A 14,584-nucleotide genomic window follows, 5' to 3' on the forward strand; every position below is an offset into this window, starting at 1 on the left:
GTCCCATGACCATTCACCCGGTGGACCGGGCCGCGCTGCGTCCGCGGGTCGAGAAGGCCCTGGCGGTCTTCCTGGCCGACCGCCGGGCGCACATGGCGGGCATCGACGCCGGCCTGGGCCCGCTGGCCGACGCCGTGGAGGCGTTCGTGCTGGGCGGTGGCAAGCGCCTGCGCCCGGCCTTCGCCTACTGGGGCTACCGCGGCGCGGGCGGCGACGACCGCGACGACGTGGTGTCCGCGCTGGCCGCGCTGGAGCTGGTGCAGGCCAGCGCGCTGATGCACGACGACCTGATGGACGCCTCCGACACCCGCCGCGGCGAGCCCGCGGTGCACCGCCGGTTCGCGATGCTGCACGACCGCGAGCGCTGGCAGGGCGGGGCGGCCGGGTTCGGCGCCGCGGCGGCGATCCTGCTCGGCGACCTGTGCCTGGTCTGGTCGGACGAGATGTTGCACACGACCGGGCTCGACCCGGTGACCGTGGCGCGGGCGCGGCCGGTCTTCGACCTGATGCGCACCGAGGTCATGATCGGGCAGTACCTCGACGTGCTCACCCAGGCCTCGGCGGACACCTCGGTGGAGCGGGCGTCGCAGGTGGCCCGGTTCAAGTCGGCCAAGTACACCGTCGAGCACCCGCTGCTGCTGGGGGCGGCGCTGGCCGACGCGCCCGCCGCGCTGAGCCAGGCGTACTCGGCCTTCGGGCTGCCGCTGGGTGAGGCGTTCCAGCTGCGTGACGACGTGCTCGGGGTGTTCGGCGACCCGGTCGCGACGGGCAAGCCGGCCGGCGACGACCTGCGCGAGGGCAAACGCACCTACCTCATCGTGATGGCACTTGCCCACGCAGCCCCCGCGGACCGCGACACGCTCGCCGCCGCGCTGGGCACCCCCGACCTCGACGAGGCCGGTGTCGCACAGCTGCGCCGGATCATCACGGAGTCGGGCGCGCTGGCCCGCACGGAGGCGTACATCGCCGAGCTGACCTCGACGGCGCTCGCCGCGCTGGAAGCCGCACCGGTCGAGCCCGAGGCGGCCGAGATGCTGCGCGAGCTGGCCGACGCCTCGGTGCACCGGGCCGCCTGAACTACCGCAGCACCTGGCGGAAGCTCTCGTAGTGGTCGCCGGTGTAGTAGAGGTCCCCGTCGCGGCCGGCCACCAGCCGCCGCGCGCCGCGGTCGCGTGAACCCGGCGTGGGCACCGTGTACTCCCGGTAGTAGCCGCGCGGCTGCCGGGGCAGGATGCCCTCCAGGTTGCCGAACACGGTGCCGTCCTTGTCGTACGGGAACGGCCCGTTCGCGTCGATCAGCGCGACCGTGGCGACCGCCTCCTTGGGCAGGTCGCGCAGGGGCACCGTGGGCAGCCCCGACACCGGGGTCGCACCCGCCGACGCCGCGGGCGGGCCGCTCTCACCGGACGGCGCCATGGCGGTACGCGCGCAGTACCCCACCAGCGCCATGAGCGCGATCAGCAGCACCGCCACCACGGCGGTGATCGCGATGTTGCGCCGCGTCGCGAACCTGTCCACATCAGGCAGTGTGCGGTGTCGCGGGGGCGCGATCAAGGACCGTGGAATCATCAACGGGTGCTCCCCCATGCCGCCACCCGTGCCACCGTCGCCCTGGGCTGCGTCTCGGGCGTGCTGCTGGCCGTCTCGGCATACCTGGCGGGCGCGTTGCCCAGCGGCGACCCTGGCCCTGGGCTGCGGCTGGGCGGGTTCGGCGCGGTGCGGGGGAGTTTCGTGCTGGGACTGGTCTGCTGGCTGGCCGGCATGGCCGGCTGGACCGCCGCGTGGTGGCGGCTCGGCCGCGCCGACGGCATGATCGCCGGCCGGCAGGCAGCGGACCCCGCCGGGGCCGCGAAACGCAACGGCGCGGCGTGGCGGGTGCTGGCGATCGGGGCGGCGTGGGCCGCGCCGCTGCTGGTCGCACCGCCGCTGGGCAGCCGGGACGCGTACGCGTACGCCTGCCAGGGTTGGCTGTGGCGCGTTGGCCTGGACCCGTACGCGATGGGTGTCGCCGACGGCGGCTGCCCCTGGACCACGTCGGTGCCCGAGCTGTGGTGGCACACGCCGACGCCCTACGGCCCGGTCGCGGTGCTGCTCACCGGCGCGGTGACCGGCCTCGGCGGCCTGCTCGGCGCGCTGGCGGGCCTGCGCCTGCTCACCCTCGCCGCGGTGGCCGTGCTCGCCGTCGCCCTGCCGCCCCTGGCCCGCGCCTGCGGCGTCCCCGTCCCCGCCGCCTACTGGCTGGCCCTGCTCACCCCCTTGACCGCCGTCCACGCCCTCTCCGCGCTCCACAACGACGCCCTGGTCGCCACCCTCGTGATCACCGCCCTGACCCTGGCCGTGGCCCACCGCGCCGCCCAAGATCCCAACGATCTTGCGCAAACTGGTGCCCTTTTGCCCGCTTCAGGCGTGTCGTCCCCACGGTCCGCGCAAGATCGTCGCGGTGGGGGTGGGGCGGCGGGGGCGGGGTGGTGGGGGGCGGTCGGGGCCGGGGTTGTCGTGGCGGGGGCGGTCGGGGTCAAGGTGACGGCGGTGGTGGCGGTGCCGTTCGTGCTGGTGCTGCTGGGGCGGCGGTGGTGGGCGGCGGCTGCGGCGGGGATTGGCGCGTTCGTCGGGGTCAGTGCGGTGAGCGGGCTGGGGCTCGGGTGGATCGCGGCGCTGCGCGGGACCGGGGAGCTGGTGCAGTGGAGTTCGCCGCCGACGGCGGTGGGCATGGCCGCGGGGTATGTGCTGCGGCTGGCCGGGCGGGACGAGTGGGTCGACGCGGCGGTGGCCGTCGGGCGGGCGCTGGGGCTGGTGGCGCTGGCGGCGGCCGGGGTCTGGGCGCTGCTGCATGCGTGGCGACGGCGACACGACACGGGGGCGGTGGTGCGGGCATGCGGGTGGCTGATGGTGGCGACGGCGCTGCTCGGGCCGGTGTTCTATCCCTGGTACGCGCTCGCGCCGCTGGCGGTGCTGGCCGCCGCGGATACCGACCCGCGCCGTCGGCGGTGGCTCGCCATCGGGGCCGTGGCCTGCGCATTCCTGACGTTGCCCAACGGGCTCGGGGTGCCGGTGCTGACCAAGGCGGTCGGGGCGTTCGCGGTCACGGCCGCGCTGATCGTCGCCGCCGTCCGGTCCAGACCCAGAGCGACAGGGTGAACAGCACCAGGGCGAAACCGAACACCAGATCCTCGACCGGGGCGTACGCGATGCGCAGGCCCGTGATCTCCTCGGGCGCGTAGCGGACCACCCCGCGGCCCGTGAGCACCCCGTTGCTGAGCAGCTGGAACAGCAGCACGATCGGGTACGTCGCCCAGAAGGCGAGGCTCAGCAGCACCCGGGTCCGCAGCACCAGCAGGTCGACGGCCACCGCGGCGGCCAGGCCGAGCACGGCGGCCGTGGTGTACGTCACGAGCGTCCGGCCCGGTCCAGCACCTTGCGCACGGCCTCGAAGCCGAGGATCGCGCACAGCGGCACCACCAGGAAGAACAGCAGCTCCTCCAGGGGCATCCCGCCGGGCAGCCAGACGCCCAGCACCTGGTCGTGGTCGAAGGTCCAGTGCCCGGCCGCGATCGCGAGCAGGTCCCACGCACCGAACACCAGCACCACGGGCACCGCGACCAGGAGCAGCCGCCGCCACTGGCGCAGCACCCCGACCCGCAGCGCCGGCTCCAGCCACAGCGCGCACAGCAGGCAGCCGAGCAGCACCGCCAGGTACGCGTACACCGTCAGAAGGCCACGGCCTGGGCCCGGCGCTTCACCTCGCGGGCCTTGTCGCCGCCGAGCGCCGCTGCGGGCGTGCCCGGAAGCGTGTCGTCGGCGGTGTAGAGCCACCGCACGGCCTCATCGTCGTTGAACCCGGCGTCGCGCAGCAACGTCAGCACGCCGGGGAGGTGCTTGAGCACGATGTCGTTGGCCACCAGCTCCGCGGGCACCTGGCGCACGCCCTCATGGCGTACGGCCAGCAGCGCGCCGTCCTTGATCAACTGGTGCACCTTGAGGATCGACAGGCCGAGGCGCTCGGCCACGTCCGGCAGGGGCAGCCAGGTCGTGGGTGCGTCGGTCGTCGAGTGCGAAGTTTCGGCCACCTCCACACCTTGCCACGTCGCCGACCGGGCCCACCACCGCATCCCCGTCCCGGCCGCCGTGGCGGCCGAGCAGAGGAGCCTTTGATGAATCCCTGGCAGACGATCAAGCGGGAGATCGACGGCGCACGCCGGTCGCTGCGCTATGACCTCGCCCGGCGAAAGATGAACGACGACACGACGGTGATGCCCGCGGTCGGCGGCGGGCCTGACCCGCAGCCGCCCCGGGCCCGCCACCGCGTCGTGCTCGCCGCCGGTGCGCTGGTGCTCGCCTCGGTCGGCGTCGGCGGCTACTACGCGGTCGCGGCCGGGGTGGACGCCCTGGTCGGCGACGAGCGCGCGCCCGGGGGCCTGCCGCGGGTGCCGGCGCCTCCGGGCTCGGCGGAGCCGGTGCCGTGGCGGCAGACGAACTCGACGGCGAGTCCCACCGATCGGGTGAAGGACGTCCCGGCGGGCCGGCTGGTCACGCCGGGTCCCAGCCCGCGGCGTACGCCCTCGCCGAAACCCACGCCGACCCCGTGCGACTGCGAGTCGTCGCCGACCCCGTCGCCCTCGCCGACCCCGTCCCCCTCGCCGAGCCCGTCGCCGAGCCCCAGCGAGTCCGCCTCGCCCTCGGCGTCGGCGTCCGCGATGGCGTCGGCGTCCGCGATCGTGATGCCGGACACCTCGCAGCCGGTGGACCCGGTTCCGCCGGACGCCCACGAGGACCCGGAGACACCCTGACATGCTGCAGAAACGCCCGATCGAGACGCGGTCGCACGCGCGGGTGTACGACGTCGGCCGCCGCCTGACTTAGACTGCGCTGCGATGGACACTCAGGTCGCCGATCCACTACTCGGCACACTCGTCGACGGGCGCTACCGCATCCGCGGTCGCGTGGCTCGTGGTGGCATGGCGACCGTCTACACGGCTGTGGACGAGCGCCTGGAGCGCACCGTCGCCCTGAAGATCATTCACCCGGCGCAGGTACGCGACGCCGCCGGCCAGGCCTTCAGCCTCGACCGCTTCACCGACGAGGCCAAGACCATCGCCCGGCTGACCCATCCCAACGTCGTCGCCGTCTACGACCAGGGCACCCACGCCGGCCTGCCGTACCTGGTGATGGAGTACGTCCGGGGCCGCACGCTGCGCGACATCCTCGCCGAACGCCGCCGGCTCACCCCCGTCGAAGCGCTGGCCGTCATGGAGCAGGTGCTGGCGGCGCTGGCCGCGGCGCACCGCGCCGGCCTGGTGCACCGCGACGTCAAGCCCGAGAACGTGCTGGTCGCCGAGGCGCCCACCGGCGGCAGCCACAACCTCATCGACGCCGTCGCGAAGGTGGCCGACTTCGGCCTCGCCCGCGCCGTCGAGGCCAGCGCCGACGACCCGAGCGGCGGCCAGCTCATGGCCACCGTCGCCTACGTGGCCCCGGAGCTGGTCACCGACGGCCACGCCGACCCGCGCAGCGACGTGTACAGCGCCGGGATCGTGCTGTTCGAGGTGCTCACCGGCCGCGTGCCCTACGACGCCGAGCGCCCCGTCGAGGTGGCCTGGCAGCACGTGGACCGGGACGTGCCGCCGCCGTCGCGTTTCGTCGCGGGCCTGCCCCCGGTGCTGGACGAGCTGGTCGCCGCAGCGACCCGCCGCTCCCCCGGCGGCCGCCCCACCGACGCCGGTGCGCTGCTGGCCGCCGTGCAGGCGGCCCGGGAGAACGTCACCGCGAGCACCACCACGCAGCGGATGCGGCCGGTCGAGCAGGAGACCGTGATCGTCAGCCATGTGGTGCCCGCCGAGCGCCCGTCCTGGGCCCGGCTGCCCGACGCGCAGCCCGCGCCGCGCTCGCGCCGCCGCGCCCCGGCGCCCGCTCCGACGAGCCCGCTGGACCGGATCAAGACGAAGTACCAGCAGCTCATGGCCGACCCGCGGGGACGCACGGCGCTGACCGCGGGCGCGGTCGTGCTGGTCCTGCTGGTGCTGACCGGCGGCTGGTGGCTGGGCTTCGGCCGGTACGAGGTGACCCCGCAGCTGGTCAACCTGACCCGGGAACAGGCGGAGACCACCCTGACGGCCGCCGGCCTGGAGGTCGTCTACGCCGAGGCGCAGTACCGCGAGGACGTGCCCAAGGACGTGGTGCTGGTGCAGAACCCGCCGCCCGGCGAGCGGGTGGTGCGCGGCGGCAAGGTGACGCTGACCCTGTCCAACGGACCCGAGCGCTACCTGGTGCCCGACGTGGTCGGCAAGTCCTGGGAGCTGGCCGTCGCGGACCTGCAGGCGGCGCCGCTGAAGCTGAACCCGGTCAAGGCCGGGGAGAAGTACGACGACCTCGCCCCGAAGGGGACCGTGCTGTCGACCGATCCCAAGGCCGACACGGAGGTCAAGCCCGGCAGCGAGGTCAAGGTCGTCGTCAGCAAGGGCAAGGCTCCGCTGAGCGTGCCGTTCGTCGAGGGCAAGTCGGTCGCCGAGGCGACCGACATCCTGCAGAAGCTGGGCCTGCGGGTGAGCGTCGAGCGGGTCGAGTCGGATAAACCGTACGACATCGTGGTGAAGCAGACACCTGCCAACGGCACCGGCGCGGAAGCCAATGACGAGGTGAAACTGCAGGTCAGCAACAATCAGAACGTCAGAGCGATGCCGGAGGTGCGCAACGCGCGCTGCGGCGACGCCGAGGGGGCCCTGGCCGCGCTGGGGTTGCAGGTCGAGGTCCGCGGCGTGCTCGGCGACAAGAACTGGTTCAAGGTCGTGAACCAGGACCCCGCGCCGAACACGGCCGTGCAGGCGGGACAGCATGTGGTGATCGAATGTCAGCTGGGATGACGAACCAGGTCGGCGCGCACGCGCCGGTGGCCGGCGGGCTCGCCAAGGCCGCCCTGCCCTACATCGACAAGGTCTCGGCCGCGGCGGTGCAGGTGTACGTGGGCAACCCGCGGGGCTGGGCCCGCCCGCCCGGTGACCCGCTCCAGGACGAGGCGTTCACCGCCGGCTGCCACACCCGCTCCGTCCCCGCGTACGTGCACGCCTCGCTGCTGGTCAACGTCGGCTCCCCCACCGCCGCGACGGTGGAGCAGTCCCGCGAGGTGCTGACGCACGCGCTGCTGCGTGCCGCGGCGATCGGCGCCCGGGGGGTCGTCTTCCACGCCGGCTCCGCGGTCGACGCCGAGCACGCCCCAGCGGCCATGCGCCAGGTGCGCGAGGTGCTGCTGCCGCTGCTGGACGCGCTGCCCGACGACGGTCCCCGCCTGCTGGTCGAGCCCAGCGCGGGCGGCGGGCGCTCGCTGGCGGCCCGGGTGGAGGACCTGGGGCCGTACCTGGACGCGGTGGACCGCCACCCGCGCCTGGGCGTGTGCTTCGACACGTGCCACGCCTGGGCTGCCGGGCACGACCTGGCCAAGCCGGGCGGCATGACGCTGACCCTGGACACCCTGGTGCAGGTGTGCGGTCCGGACCGGCTGGGTCTGGTGCACGCCAACGACTCCAAGGACCCGGTGGGGTCCACTCGCGACCGGCACGAGGCCATCGGCCAGGGCACGATCGGCTCGGAGGCGTTCGCCGAGATGTTCCGCCACCCCGCGCTCAGCGGGGTTCCGATCATCGTCGAGACGCCGGGTGAGACCCATGCCGCAGACATTTCCCTGCTCAGGGGCTTGCGCTAGGCATTTCCTTTAGGGCACCCTTACTGAGGCAAGGCTTGCTTGACCGGAGCCTCACTCCTCCAGTGCCGAAGGGTCCCTGCTGTGTTCGTATGCATCTGTGAACGGGTTCGTGAGTGCGAGGTGCGCTCGGTGATCCGCGCGGGCGCGCGCTGCGAGGACTCCGTCGGCGAGGCATGTGGCGCGGGGACCGGGTGCGGTTCCTGCATCGACCGCATCTATGACCTGATCGACGAGGAGAACGCCGACACGCTCGTGGCAATCGCGGCATAACCGGACAACCCGCGTAGATTTACCCCCTATACGAGAGTTCCCGTGGGGGGTTACTTCACCATGCAAGGCGACGCCCGAGTCATAGAGTTCCTCAACGAGCAGCTGACCGCCGAGCTCACCGCGATCAACCAGTACTGGCTGCACTACCGCATGCAGGAGAACTGGGGCTACACGAAGCTCGCGAAGTACACCCGGCACGAGTCCATCGATGAGATGAAGCACGCGGACCGCCTCGCCGAGCGGATCCTCTTCCTCGACGGACTGCCGAACTTCCAGAAGCTCTTCGCCCTGCGCATCGGCGAGACCGTCAAGGAGCAGTTCGAGTGCGACATGAAGGTCGAGGTCGAGGCCGTCGAGCGGCTGCGCCTCGGCATCGAGTACATGCGCTCGGTCGGTGACGTGACCTCGGCCAACATCTTCGAGGACATCCTCAAGGACGAGGAGCACCACATCGACTACCTGGAGACCCAGCTCGGCCTGATCGCGAGCCTCGGCGAAGGCCTCTACCTCCAGAACGTCACGGAGCACCCGGAAGCCTGACCCGATACGCGAACGGGCCGCCGCATCGCGCGGCGGCCCGTTCGCGTATCGTGAGTCGGCTCAGCCGGGCGGCACGATCCATCGCTGCCGCAGGGCCGGCACGACGGTGGCGATGTCCGCGAAATCGCGGTCGTTGTGCACCAGCACCGCATCATGGTGCACGGCCACCGAGGCGATGATCAGATCCGGCAGGGGCTTGCGGCCCATCCCGCGGTCGAACAGCCCCTCCTGCAGATCCACGGCCTTGACCAGCACAGCGTCGGTCGTCTCCAGCCAGACGCAGTGCTCACGGAGATAGGCCCTGAGGATCTTGTGCTCGGCCCGGTTGCGCGCCGAGTACAAGATCTCGAGTTCCACCATGGCGCAGGTGGCCAGCAGTCCCGTCACGGCCAGCGTCTCGAAGGCGCGTCCCGCCTTCTCGTCACGACGTGCCAGCTCGTGGGCAGACTTGTCCGCCAGGAAGAGCATCAGCTCCGCCACGCCTGCGCGCGGTCCTCCTCGGTCAGGTCGAGATCGCGCAGCAACTGCAGGTACTCCTCAGTGCGGCGGCGAGCCGCGGCGAGCCGCAGCGCCTCGTTCACCGTGGCCACCTTGGTCGTGGTACCCAGTTCAGCCGAGGCCTCAGCCAGCGCCTCGTCATCGATGTCGATCACAGTGCGCATGGCCCCACCCCTGACGTTGATATCAAATCAGCTCCCGCAAAGATATCAAGCGCGAAGTGCCGCCGCCAGCACGTCGATCGCCCGGTCGATACCCGCGTCGTCGACATCCAGGTGGGTGATGAGGCGGCCGGTGCGCGGTCCCAGTGCGCTGACCAGCACTCCCTGCTCGCGGGCTCGGGCGGCCAGGGTGGGCGCGTCCAGGGCGGTCTTGGCAAGGTCGAGGATCACCAGGTTGGTGCGCACCCGGTCCAGGTCCACCACGCCGTACGCGGCCAGCGCCTCGGCGAGCCGCCGTGCCCGTACGTGGTCCTCGGCGAGCCGCGCCAGGTGATTGTCCAGCGCGTACAGGCCGGCCGCGGCGAGGATGCCCGCCTGGCGCATCCCGCCGCCCATGCGCTTGCGGATCCAGCGCGCCTTGGCGATCTTCTCGGCGCTGCCCACGACCAGCGAGCCGACCGGCGCACCCAGGCCCTTGGACAGGCACACCGACAGCGTGTCGAACAGCGCCCCGTACTCGGCCAGCGGCACCCCGTCGGCGATGTGCGCGTGCCAGATCCGCGCCCCGTCGCAGTGCATCGCGATCCCGGCGGTGTCGGCGACCTCGCGCAGACCGCGCAGCGTCTCCAGCCCGATGACGACGCCGCCGGCCATGTTGTGGGTCTGCTCGACGGCCAGGGCCCGCGTCGGCACGGCGTGATACCCGTCGGGGCGGATCATCGAGGCGACCTGCTCCACGTCGATGAGGCCGCCCGCGAAGGGCCAGGTGCGGCTGGAGATGCCGCCGATCGCCGCGGCCGCGCCGATCTCGTACGTCACCACGTGCGCGTTCGCGTCGCACAGCAGTTCCTGCGCGGGCGGCACGACCAGCTGCAGCGCGATCTGGTTGGCCATCGAGCCGGTCGGGGCGAACAGGGCGGCCTCATGCCCGAACAGCGCGGCGACCTTGCGCTCCAGCGCGTTGACGGTCGGGTCCTCGGCGTACACGTCGTCGCCGACCTCGGCGGCGGCCATCGCCGCCCGCATGGCGGCGGTCGGCTTGGTCACGGTGTCGCTGCGAAGATCAACCAGTTGCGTCATTCCTCGTTCCTACCGCATCACGCAGGACGGACGCCGACCGGCCCTGCGTACTCGTCCGTGCGTGAGAACCGACGGCCCCCGACGCGGCGCAGCGTATGAGGCGGCCACGGGCCGGGCGGCGAAAGTCGCCGTCAGGATCTACGCTGCGGGGCGTGACGGACCTGCCTATCCCGTCCGACCAGGCGTTGCGCACCGCCACCTTCGCCGACAGCCCGGCAGCCGCCGACGACGCGTTCCGCGACGACCGGCCCGCCCGGCCGGAGCGGGCCGGGCCGGACCCCCGCCGGACGCGACGTGGCCCGCGGCCCGCCCTGCTCGTCGTGGCGGGCGTCGTGTCGCTCGCCGTGGTGGCGCTGGCCGGCTGGCAGAGCATGGCAGTCGGCTACGAGCTGGCGCCTGGAGCACTCGGTGGCGGCGGGCCGGACGGGCGTCGGTACGAGAAACCCTATGTACGAGGCGTCGAGTACGAGTTCGCCATGGACCGGAGCTACGACCTGTACTTCTCGATCCGCAACACCGGCCCGCTACCGGTGCGCATCGAGGGCCTCGAACCCTTCGGCCTGCCGCTGGCACGGCTCGCCGTCATCCCGGCCACACCGTCGGACATGGCCTGCTGCGACACGTCCACCGCGGTGCCGTTCCAGCCGACGGACCTGCCCGCCGGCGGCGAACTCGTCCTACTGGCCACCTTCGCGTGGGATGGGGACTCAGCCGCCCCGGCGCCGGATGCTCCCTGCTCCCGTGTCTGGTGGAGCACCGTCAGGGTGCGCCGCACCGTGCTGGGCCTGACGCAGGCCGTCGAGCTGGAGCTCCCGCAGGCGCTCATCCTGCGCTCGCCCAGGTGCACGACGTGAGGTGATCGCTGTTTCCGGTCATGATCTGTGGTCTGAGCGCAGATCATGACCGGAAACAGCGATCATGGGCCGGAAGGCTAGCCGCGCAGCATCTCCGCGACGAGGAACGCCAGCTCCAGGGACTGCTGGGTGTTGAGGCGGGGGTCGCAGGCGGTCTCGTAGCGGCCGGGCAGGTCGGAGTCGACCAGGGCCTGCGCGCCGCCCAGGCACTCGGTGACGTCCTCGCCGGTCAGCTCGATGTGGATGCCGCCCGGGTGGGTGCCCAGCATCTTGTGCACCTCGAAGTAGCCCAGCACCTCGTCGACGATGCGGTCGAAGTGGCGGGTCTTGTACCCGTTGGACGACTCGTGGGTGTTGCCGTGCATCGGGTCGCACTGCCAGACGACCTTCGCGCCGTTGTCGCGCACCGTCTCGACCAGCTTCGGCAGCGCGTCGCGGACCTGGTGGTTGCCCATCCGGCTGATCAGCGTGAGCTTGCCCGGGATGTTGTCCGGGTTGAGCATCTCGCACAGGCGCAGCGCGTACTCGGGCGTGGTGGTCGGGCCGAGCTTCACGCCGATCGGGTTGGCGATGCGGGAGATGAAGTCCAGGTGCGCGCCGTCCAGGTCGCGGGTGCGCTCGCCGACCCACAGGAAGTGGCCGGACAGGCCGTACGCCCGCCCGTCGGCGATGCGGGTCAGCGCCCGGTCGTACTCCAGCGCCAGCGCCTCGTGCGAGGCGTAGAGCGTGACGGTGCGCAGCGCCTCCTCGTCGGTCATGCCGCAGGCTTTGATGAACGCGAGCGCCCGGTCGATCTCGCGGGCGATGGCCTCGTAGCGCTCCCCGAAGGCGGAGGTGCGCACGAAGTCGCGGTTCCAGTCGTGCACCGCGTGCAGGTCGCCCAGGCCACCGCCGAGGTACGCGCGCAGCATGTTCATCGCGGCGGCCGCGTTGGCGTACGCCCGGATCATGCGCTGCGGGTCGGCGACGCGGGCCTCCGGCGTCGGCTCCAACGAGTTGATCATGTCGCCGCGGTACGCGGGCAGACCCAGCGAGTCCAGCGCCTGCGAGCGCGGCTTGGTGTACTGGCCGGCCACCCGGGCCACCTTGACCACCGGCATGCTCGCGCCGTACGTCAGCACCACCGCCATCTGCAGCAGGGTGCGGGCGTTGGCCAGCAGGTGGTGCTCGGTGTTGTCGGCGAACGTCTCGGCGCAGTCGCCGCCCTGGAGCAGGAACGCCTTGCCCTCGCAGACCTGGGCCAGGCGGTGGCGCAGCTGGTCGACCTCGTAGGGCGCGACGATGGAGGGCACCGAGTCCAGCACCCGGCACACCTGCTCCACCTCGCTGTAGTCCTCCCACGGCGGCATCTGCGCCCGGGGCAGGGTGCGCCAGTGGTCCAGGCCGAGGTCTCCCGCCGAGGCGAGGCTGGTGGGCCGTCCGATGGTGACGCCGGACTCGCCGGGCTGCCGGTTGTCGCCCAGTTCGAGACCGGGGTGCCTGAGCTCATGCCATTCATGGCGCATGGCGTCAAGGGTAAGGCCGCGCCGCCGACGGGCCGCAGCCGACGTCGCGCATTCCGCCCGCTGAGATCACCCTGCGCGAACGTGTCGCCGCCAGGCGATGGCCTCGTTGATCAGATATGACCTCACTGCCGCGGCTGGCGGAGTACACGCCGCACCGGATCGTGTCCGACATCGACCTCGAAGGGCACGTGGTGCCGGGGCTGACCGGGGAGTTCTTCCGCCGGCCCGAGGACGGGCGCACCGCCACCGTGGGGCTCTACCGCTACCTGGGCGTCGAGCTGTTCATGGCCTGGGGGTACGTCGGCGAGGAGCACTGCCGGTGGACGGCGTACCGGCGTGCCGACGCGGGCTGGGGCGCGGCGCACCCGGGCTGCCCGCGGGTGCGCCACCGCGGCGAGCACCTGGAGCTGGACCTCGACGGCGAACGGGTGGCCCTGCGCACGGCCGCCCGACCCGGCAGCGCCGGATCGGGCGGTTGTGCGGTACCGCCGCCGGCCGTCCGCGACTCGTCGCACACAGCCGACAGCGGGTTCGCTCCGTCCGCCGGGTCTCCCCGGCAGCGGGTCTCTCAGCCGGCCGTTTCGACGGCCGCGGCGACCTCGGCCTCGCGCCGTACGTAGACGATCGACGTGACGGTGATGGCGAGGCTGGTCACCAGGGCCGTCGCGTGCAGCACGGGGTCGGGGATGGGCACGAACGCCAGCACGCCCGCGGGGACCTGCACCAGCCCGATCAGCAGCATCAGCCCTGCCGAGCGGCGCCCGCGGGACCAGGTGAAGGCGGTCCACACCGGAGCGGTGACGACCGCGAGGGTGAGCACGTCGAGGATCGCGTGCAGCACGGGGTTGGTGACCTTGTCGTGGGCGTAGGCGTAGGCCGGGGCGGAGATCATGAGGGCGGCGAGGGTGGTCCCGATGACTGTTGCGGCGCGTCGCATGGCCGTCTCCTTGCGTGTGGCTCCGAGGGCGGAGCTACGGGGCCGGGGGTTCGGCTCAAACTCCCTGCTCCGAGCCTAAGGCGACAGTCCGAACAGCAGGAACCCCCGCAGGCGTGAATGATCCTGCGGGGGTATGCGGTCACGCCTTCGTGGTCACGCGGCCTGGTCGGCGATCTCCTTCGCCCGGTCGCGGGCGGCCTCCAGCGCGGCCAGGAACGCGGCGCGCACGCCGTGGTTCTCCAGCTCGCGGATGGCGGAGATGGTGGTGCCCGCGGGCGAGGTGACCGCCTCGCGCAGCTTCACCGGGTGCTCCCCCGAGTCGCGCAGCATGATGGCCGAGCCGATCGCGGTCTGCACGATGAGGTCGTGCGCCACCTGGCGCGGCAGGCCGAGCAGGATGCCCGCGTCGGTCATCGCCTCGACCAGGAAGTAGAAGTACGCCGGGCCGGAGCCGGACAGCGCGGTGACCGCGTCCTGCTGGCTCTCCGGGACCCGGATGGTGCGGCCCAGCGGCGAGAACAGCTCCTCCGCGATGGCCAGGTGGTGCGCGGTCGCGTGCGGACCGGCCGAGATCGCCGTCATCGCCTCGTCTACCAGGGCGGGCGTGTTCGTCATGACCCGCACCACGGGCGTGCCCTCGGCCAGCCACTTGGTGAAGAACCCCGTGGGCAGGCCGGCGCAGAGCGAGATGACCAGCTTCCCGGCCGGGATCTGCGGCCCCAGCTCCGCCATCAGCGCGCCGGCGTCCTGCGGCTTGACCGCGATCGCCACCACGTCGGCGGCGGCCACCGCCGCGGCGTTGTCCAGCACCCTGATGCCGTACCGGTTGCGCAGCTGCTCGGCCCGCTCCTCGCGCCGCGCCGTCGCGACGATCTGGTCAACCGGCCACCCGGCCTTCACCAGCCCGGACAGCAGCACCTCCCCGATCTTCCCCGCCCCGACCACCGCAACGGTGTACATCCCTGTTCCCTCCTGCACGTACGGAAAAGCGGGTTGATCATGAAGTTATGGACGCGACACTCCGTCGAACCGTGCCATAAGTTCAT

Annotated in this window: 19 protein-coding genes; 9 read left to right on the forward strand and 10 right to left on the reverse strand. The window is 72.3% G+C overall.

The window, feature by feature from the left end; genetic code table 11:
* The first annotated feature begins 5 nt into the window (after window positions 1-5).
* Window positions 6-1,076 carry a polyprenyl synthetase family protein gene (locus F6W97_RS26120; RefSeq protein WP_155373171.1) on the forward strand — a complete coding sequence of 357 codons (1,071 nt, stop codon included), beginning with the start codon at window positions 6-8 and terminating at the stop codon, window positions 1,074-1,076.
* A 1-nt stretch (window position 1,077) separates the two neighbouring features.
* On the opposite strand, the gene F6W97_RS26125 is transcribed toward F6W97_RS26120, so the two are convergent.
* The gene (locus tag F6W97_RS26125; protein WP_230686999.1) at window positions 1,078-1,518 is read right to left on the reverse strand and encodes a guanyl-specific ribonuclease; all 441 of its coding nucleotides are present in this window, start codon (window positions 1,516-1,518) and stop codon (window positions 1,078-1,080) included.
* A gap of 57 nt (window positions 1,519-1,575) precedes the next feature.
* Here F6W97_RS26125 and mptB point away from each other — a divergent pair, with 57 nt between their 5' ends.
* Window positions 1,576-3,138 (forward strand): polyprenol phosphomannose-dependent alpha 1,6 mannosyltransferase MptB, encoded by a 1,563-nt coding sequence (gene mptB / locus F6W97_RS26130; RefSeq protein WP_155373172.1) that lies wholly within the window; start codon window positions 1,576-1,578, stop codon window positions 3,136-3,138.
* On the opposite strand, the gene F6W97_RS26135 is transcribed toward mptB, so the two are convergent.
* Genes F6W97_RS26135 through F6W97_RS26145 form a run of 3 tightly spaced genes read right to left on the reverse strand, consistent with a single transcriptional unit; the run spans window position 3,083 to window position 4,067 of the window.
* A complete protein-coding gene (locus tag F6W97_RS26135; protein ID WP_155373173.1) occupies window positions 3,083-3,391 on the reverse strand; it encodes a lycopene cyclase domain-containing protein in 309 nt (102 codons plus the stop codon). The two genes, mptB and F6W97_RS26135, sit on opposite strands and share 56 nt — an antisense overlap.
* Window positions 3,388-3,705 carry a lycopene cyclase domain-containing protein gene (locus F6W97_RS26140; protein WP_230687000.1) on the reverse strand — a complete coding sequence of 106 codons (318 nt, stop codon included), beginning with the start codon at window positions 3,703-3,705 and terminating at the stop codon, window positions 3,388-3,390. The genes F6W97_RS26135 and F6W97_RS26140 overlap by 4 nt, the downstream gene beginning before the upstream one ends.
* 2 nt (window positions 3,706-3,707) lie before the next feature.
* Window positions 3,708-4,067 carry an Rv2175c family DNA-binding protein gene (locus F6W97_RS26145; protein WP_155373174.1) on the reverse strand — a complete coding sequence of 120 codons (360 nt, stop codon included), beginning with the start codon at window positions 4,065-4,067 and terminating at the stop codon, window positions 3,708-3,710.
* An 84-nt stretch (window positions 4,068-4,151) separates the two neighbouring features.
* On the opposite strand from F6W97_RS26145, the gene F6W97_RS26150 reads away from it, so the two are divergent.
* From F6W97_RS26150 to bfr, 5 genes are all read left to right on the forward strand, one after another.
* Window positions 4,152-4,787, forward strand: a complete 636-nt coding sequence (locus F6W97_RS26150; RefSeq protein ID WP_155373175.1) for a hypothetical protein — start codon at window positions 4,152-4,154, stop codon at window positions 4,785-4,787.
* An 84-nt stretch (window positions 4,788-4,871) separates the two neighbouring features.
* Window positions 4,872-6,857, forward strand: a complete 1,986-nt coding sequence (gene pknB / locus F6W97_RS26155) for a Stk1 family PASTA domain-containing Ser/Thr kinase (RefSeq protein WP_155373176.1) — start codon at window positions 4,872-4,874, stop codon at window positions 6,855-6,857.
* On the forward strand, window positions 6,842-7,693 hold the full coding sequence (locus F6W97_RS26160) for a deoxyribonuclease IV (RefSeq protein ID WP_155373177.1): 852 nt from the start codon (window positions 6,842-6,844) through the stop codon (window positions 7,691-7,693). Before pknB ends, F6W97_RS26160 begins: the two co-directional genes overlap by 16 nt.
* Before the next feature lie 81 nt (window positions 7,694-7,774).
* Window positions 7,775-7,963 carry a (2Fe-2S)-binding protein gene (locus F6W97_RS26165; RefSeq protein WP_155373178.1) on the forward strand — a complete coding sequence of 63 codons (189 nt, stop codon included), beginning with the start codon at window positions 7,775-7,777 and terminating at the stop codon, window positions 7,961-7,963.
* Window positions 7,964-8,023: 60 nt separating this feature from the next.
* Window positions 8,024-8,503, forward strand: a complete 480-nt coding sequence (bfr, locus tag F6W97_RS26170; protein WP_155373510.1) for a bacterioferritin — start codon at window positions 8,024-8,026, stop codon at window positions 8,501-8,503.
* A gap of 60 nt (window positions 8,504-8,563) precedes the next feature.
* Here the strand turns inward: bfr and F6W97_RS26175 are convergent, their stop codons facing one another.
* The 3 genes from F6W97_RS26175 to F6W97_RS26185 are packed head-to-tail and all read right to left on the reverse strand — an operon-like array spanning window position 8,564 to window position 10,233.
* Window positions 8,564-8,983 carry a PIN domain-containing protein gene (locus F6W97_RS26175; protein ID WP_155373179.1) on the reverse strand — a complete coding sequence of 140 codons (420 nt, stop codon included), beginning with the start codon at window positions 8,981-8,983 and terminating at the stop codon, window positions 8,564-8,566.
* Entirely contained in the window at window positions 8,971-9,165 is a 195-nt protein-coding gene (locus F6W97_RS26180) for a type II toxin-antitoxin system VapB family antitoxin (protein ID WP_155373180.1), read from the reverse strand. The genes F6W97_RS26175 and F6W97_RS26180 overlap by 13 nt, the downstream gene beginning before the upstream one ends.
* A 45-nt stretch (window positions 9,166-9,210) precedes the next feature.
* Window positions 9,211-10,233, reverse strand: coding sequence for a threonine aldolase family protein (locus F6W97_RS26185; protein ID WP_155373511.1), 1,023 nt, complete (start codon window positions 10,231-10,233; stop codon window positions 9,211-9,213).
* A gap of 161 nt (window positions 10,234-10,394) precedes the next feature.
* On the opposite strand from F6W97_RS26185, the gene F6W97_RS26190 reads away from it, so the two are divergent.
* On the forward strand, window positions 10,395-11,096 hold the full coding sequence (locus F6W97_RS26190) for a hypothetical protein (RefSeq protein WP_155373181.1): 702 nt from the start codon (window positions 10,395-10,397) through the stop codon (window positions 11,094-11,096).
* Window positions 11,097-11,173: 77 nt separating this feature from the next.
* Here the strand turns inward: F6W97_RS26190 and F6W97_RS26195 are convergent, their stop codons facing one another.
* Window positions 11,174-12,601: a class II 3-deoxy-7-phosphoheptulonate synthase gene (locus F6W97_RS26195; protein ID WP_155373182.1), complete on the reverse strand. Its 1,428-nt coding sequence runs from the start codon at window positions 12,599-12,601 to the stop codon at window positions 11,174-11,176.
* Window positions 12,602-12,717: 116 nt separating this feature from the next.
* On the opposite strand from F6W97_RS26195, the gene F6W97_RS26200 reads away from it, so the two are divergent.
* Window positions 12,718-13,221 carry a hypothetical protein gene (locus F6W97_RS26200; protein WP_155373183.1) on the forward strand — a complete coding sequence of 168 codons (504 nt, stop codon included), beginning with the start codon at window positions 12,718-12,720 and terminating at the stop codon, window positions 13,219-13,221.
* On the opposite strand, the gene F6W97_RS26205 is transcribed toward F6W97_RS26200, so the two are convergent.
* Together F6W97_RS26205 and proC are read right to left on the reverse strand one after the other, a co-directional pair.
* A complete protein-coding gene (locus F6W97_RS26205; RefSeq protein ID WP_155373184.1) occupies window positions 13,170-13,538 on the reverse strand; it encodes a hypothetical protein in 369 nt (122 codons plus the stop codon). The two genes, F6W97_RS26200 and F6W97_RS26205, sit on opposite strands and share 52 nt — an antisense overlap.
* Window positions 13,539-13,691: 153 nt before the next feature.
* Entirely contained in the window at window positions 13,692-14,498 is an 807-nt protein-coding gene (gene proC / locus F6W97_RS26210; RefSeq protein ID WP_155373185.1) for a pyrroline-5-carboxylate reductase, read from the reverse strand.
* Window positions 14,499-14,584: the final 86 nt, after the last annotated feature.

It is taken from the genome of Catellatospora vulcania, assembly GCF_009720385.1.
GTDB classification, from domain to species: Bacteria; Actinomycetota; Actinomycetes; order Mycobacteriales; family Micromonosporaceae; genus Catellatospora; species Catellatospora vulcania.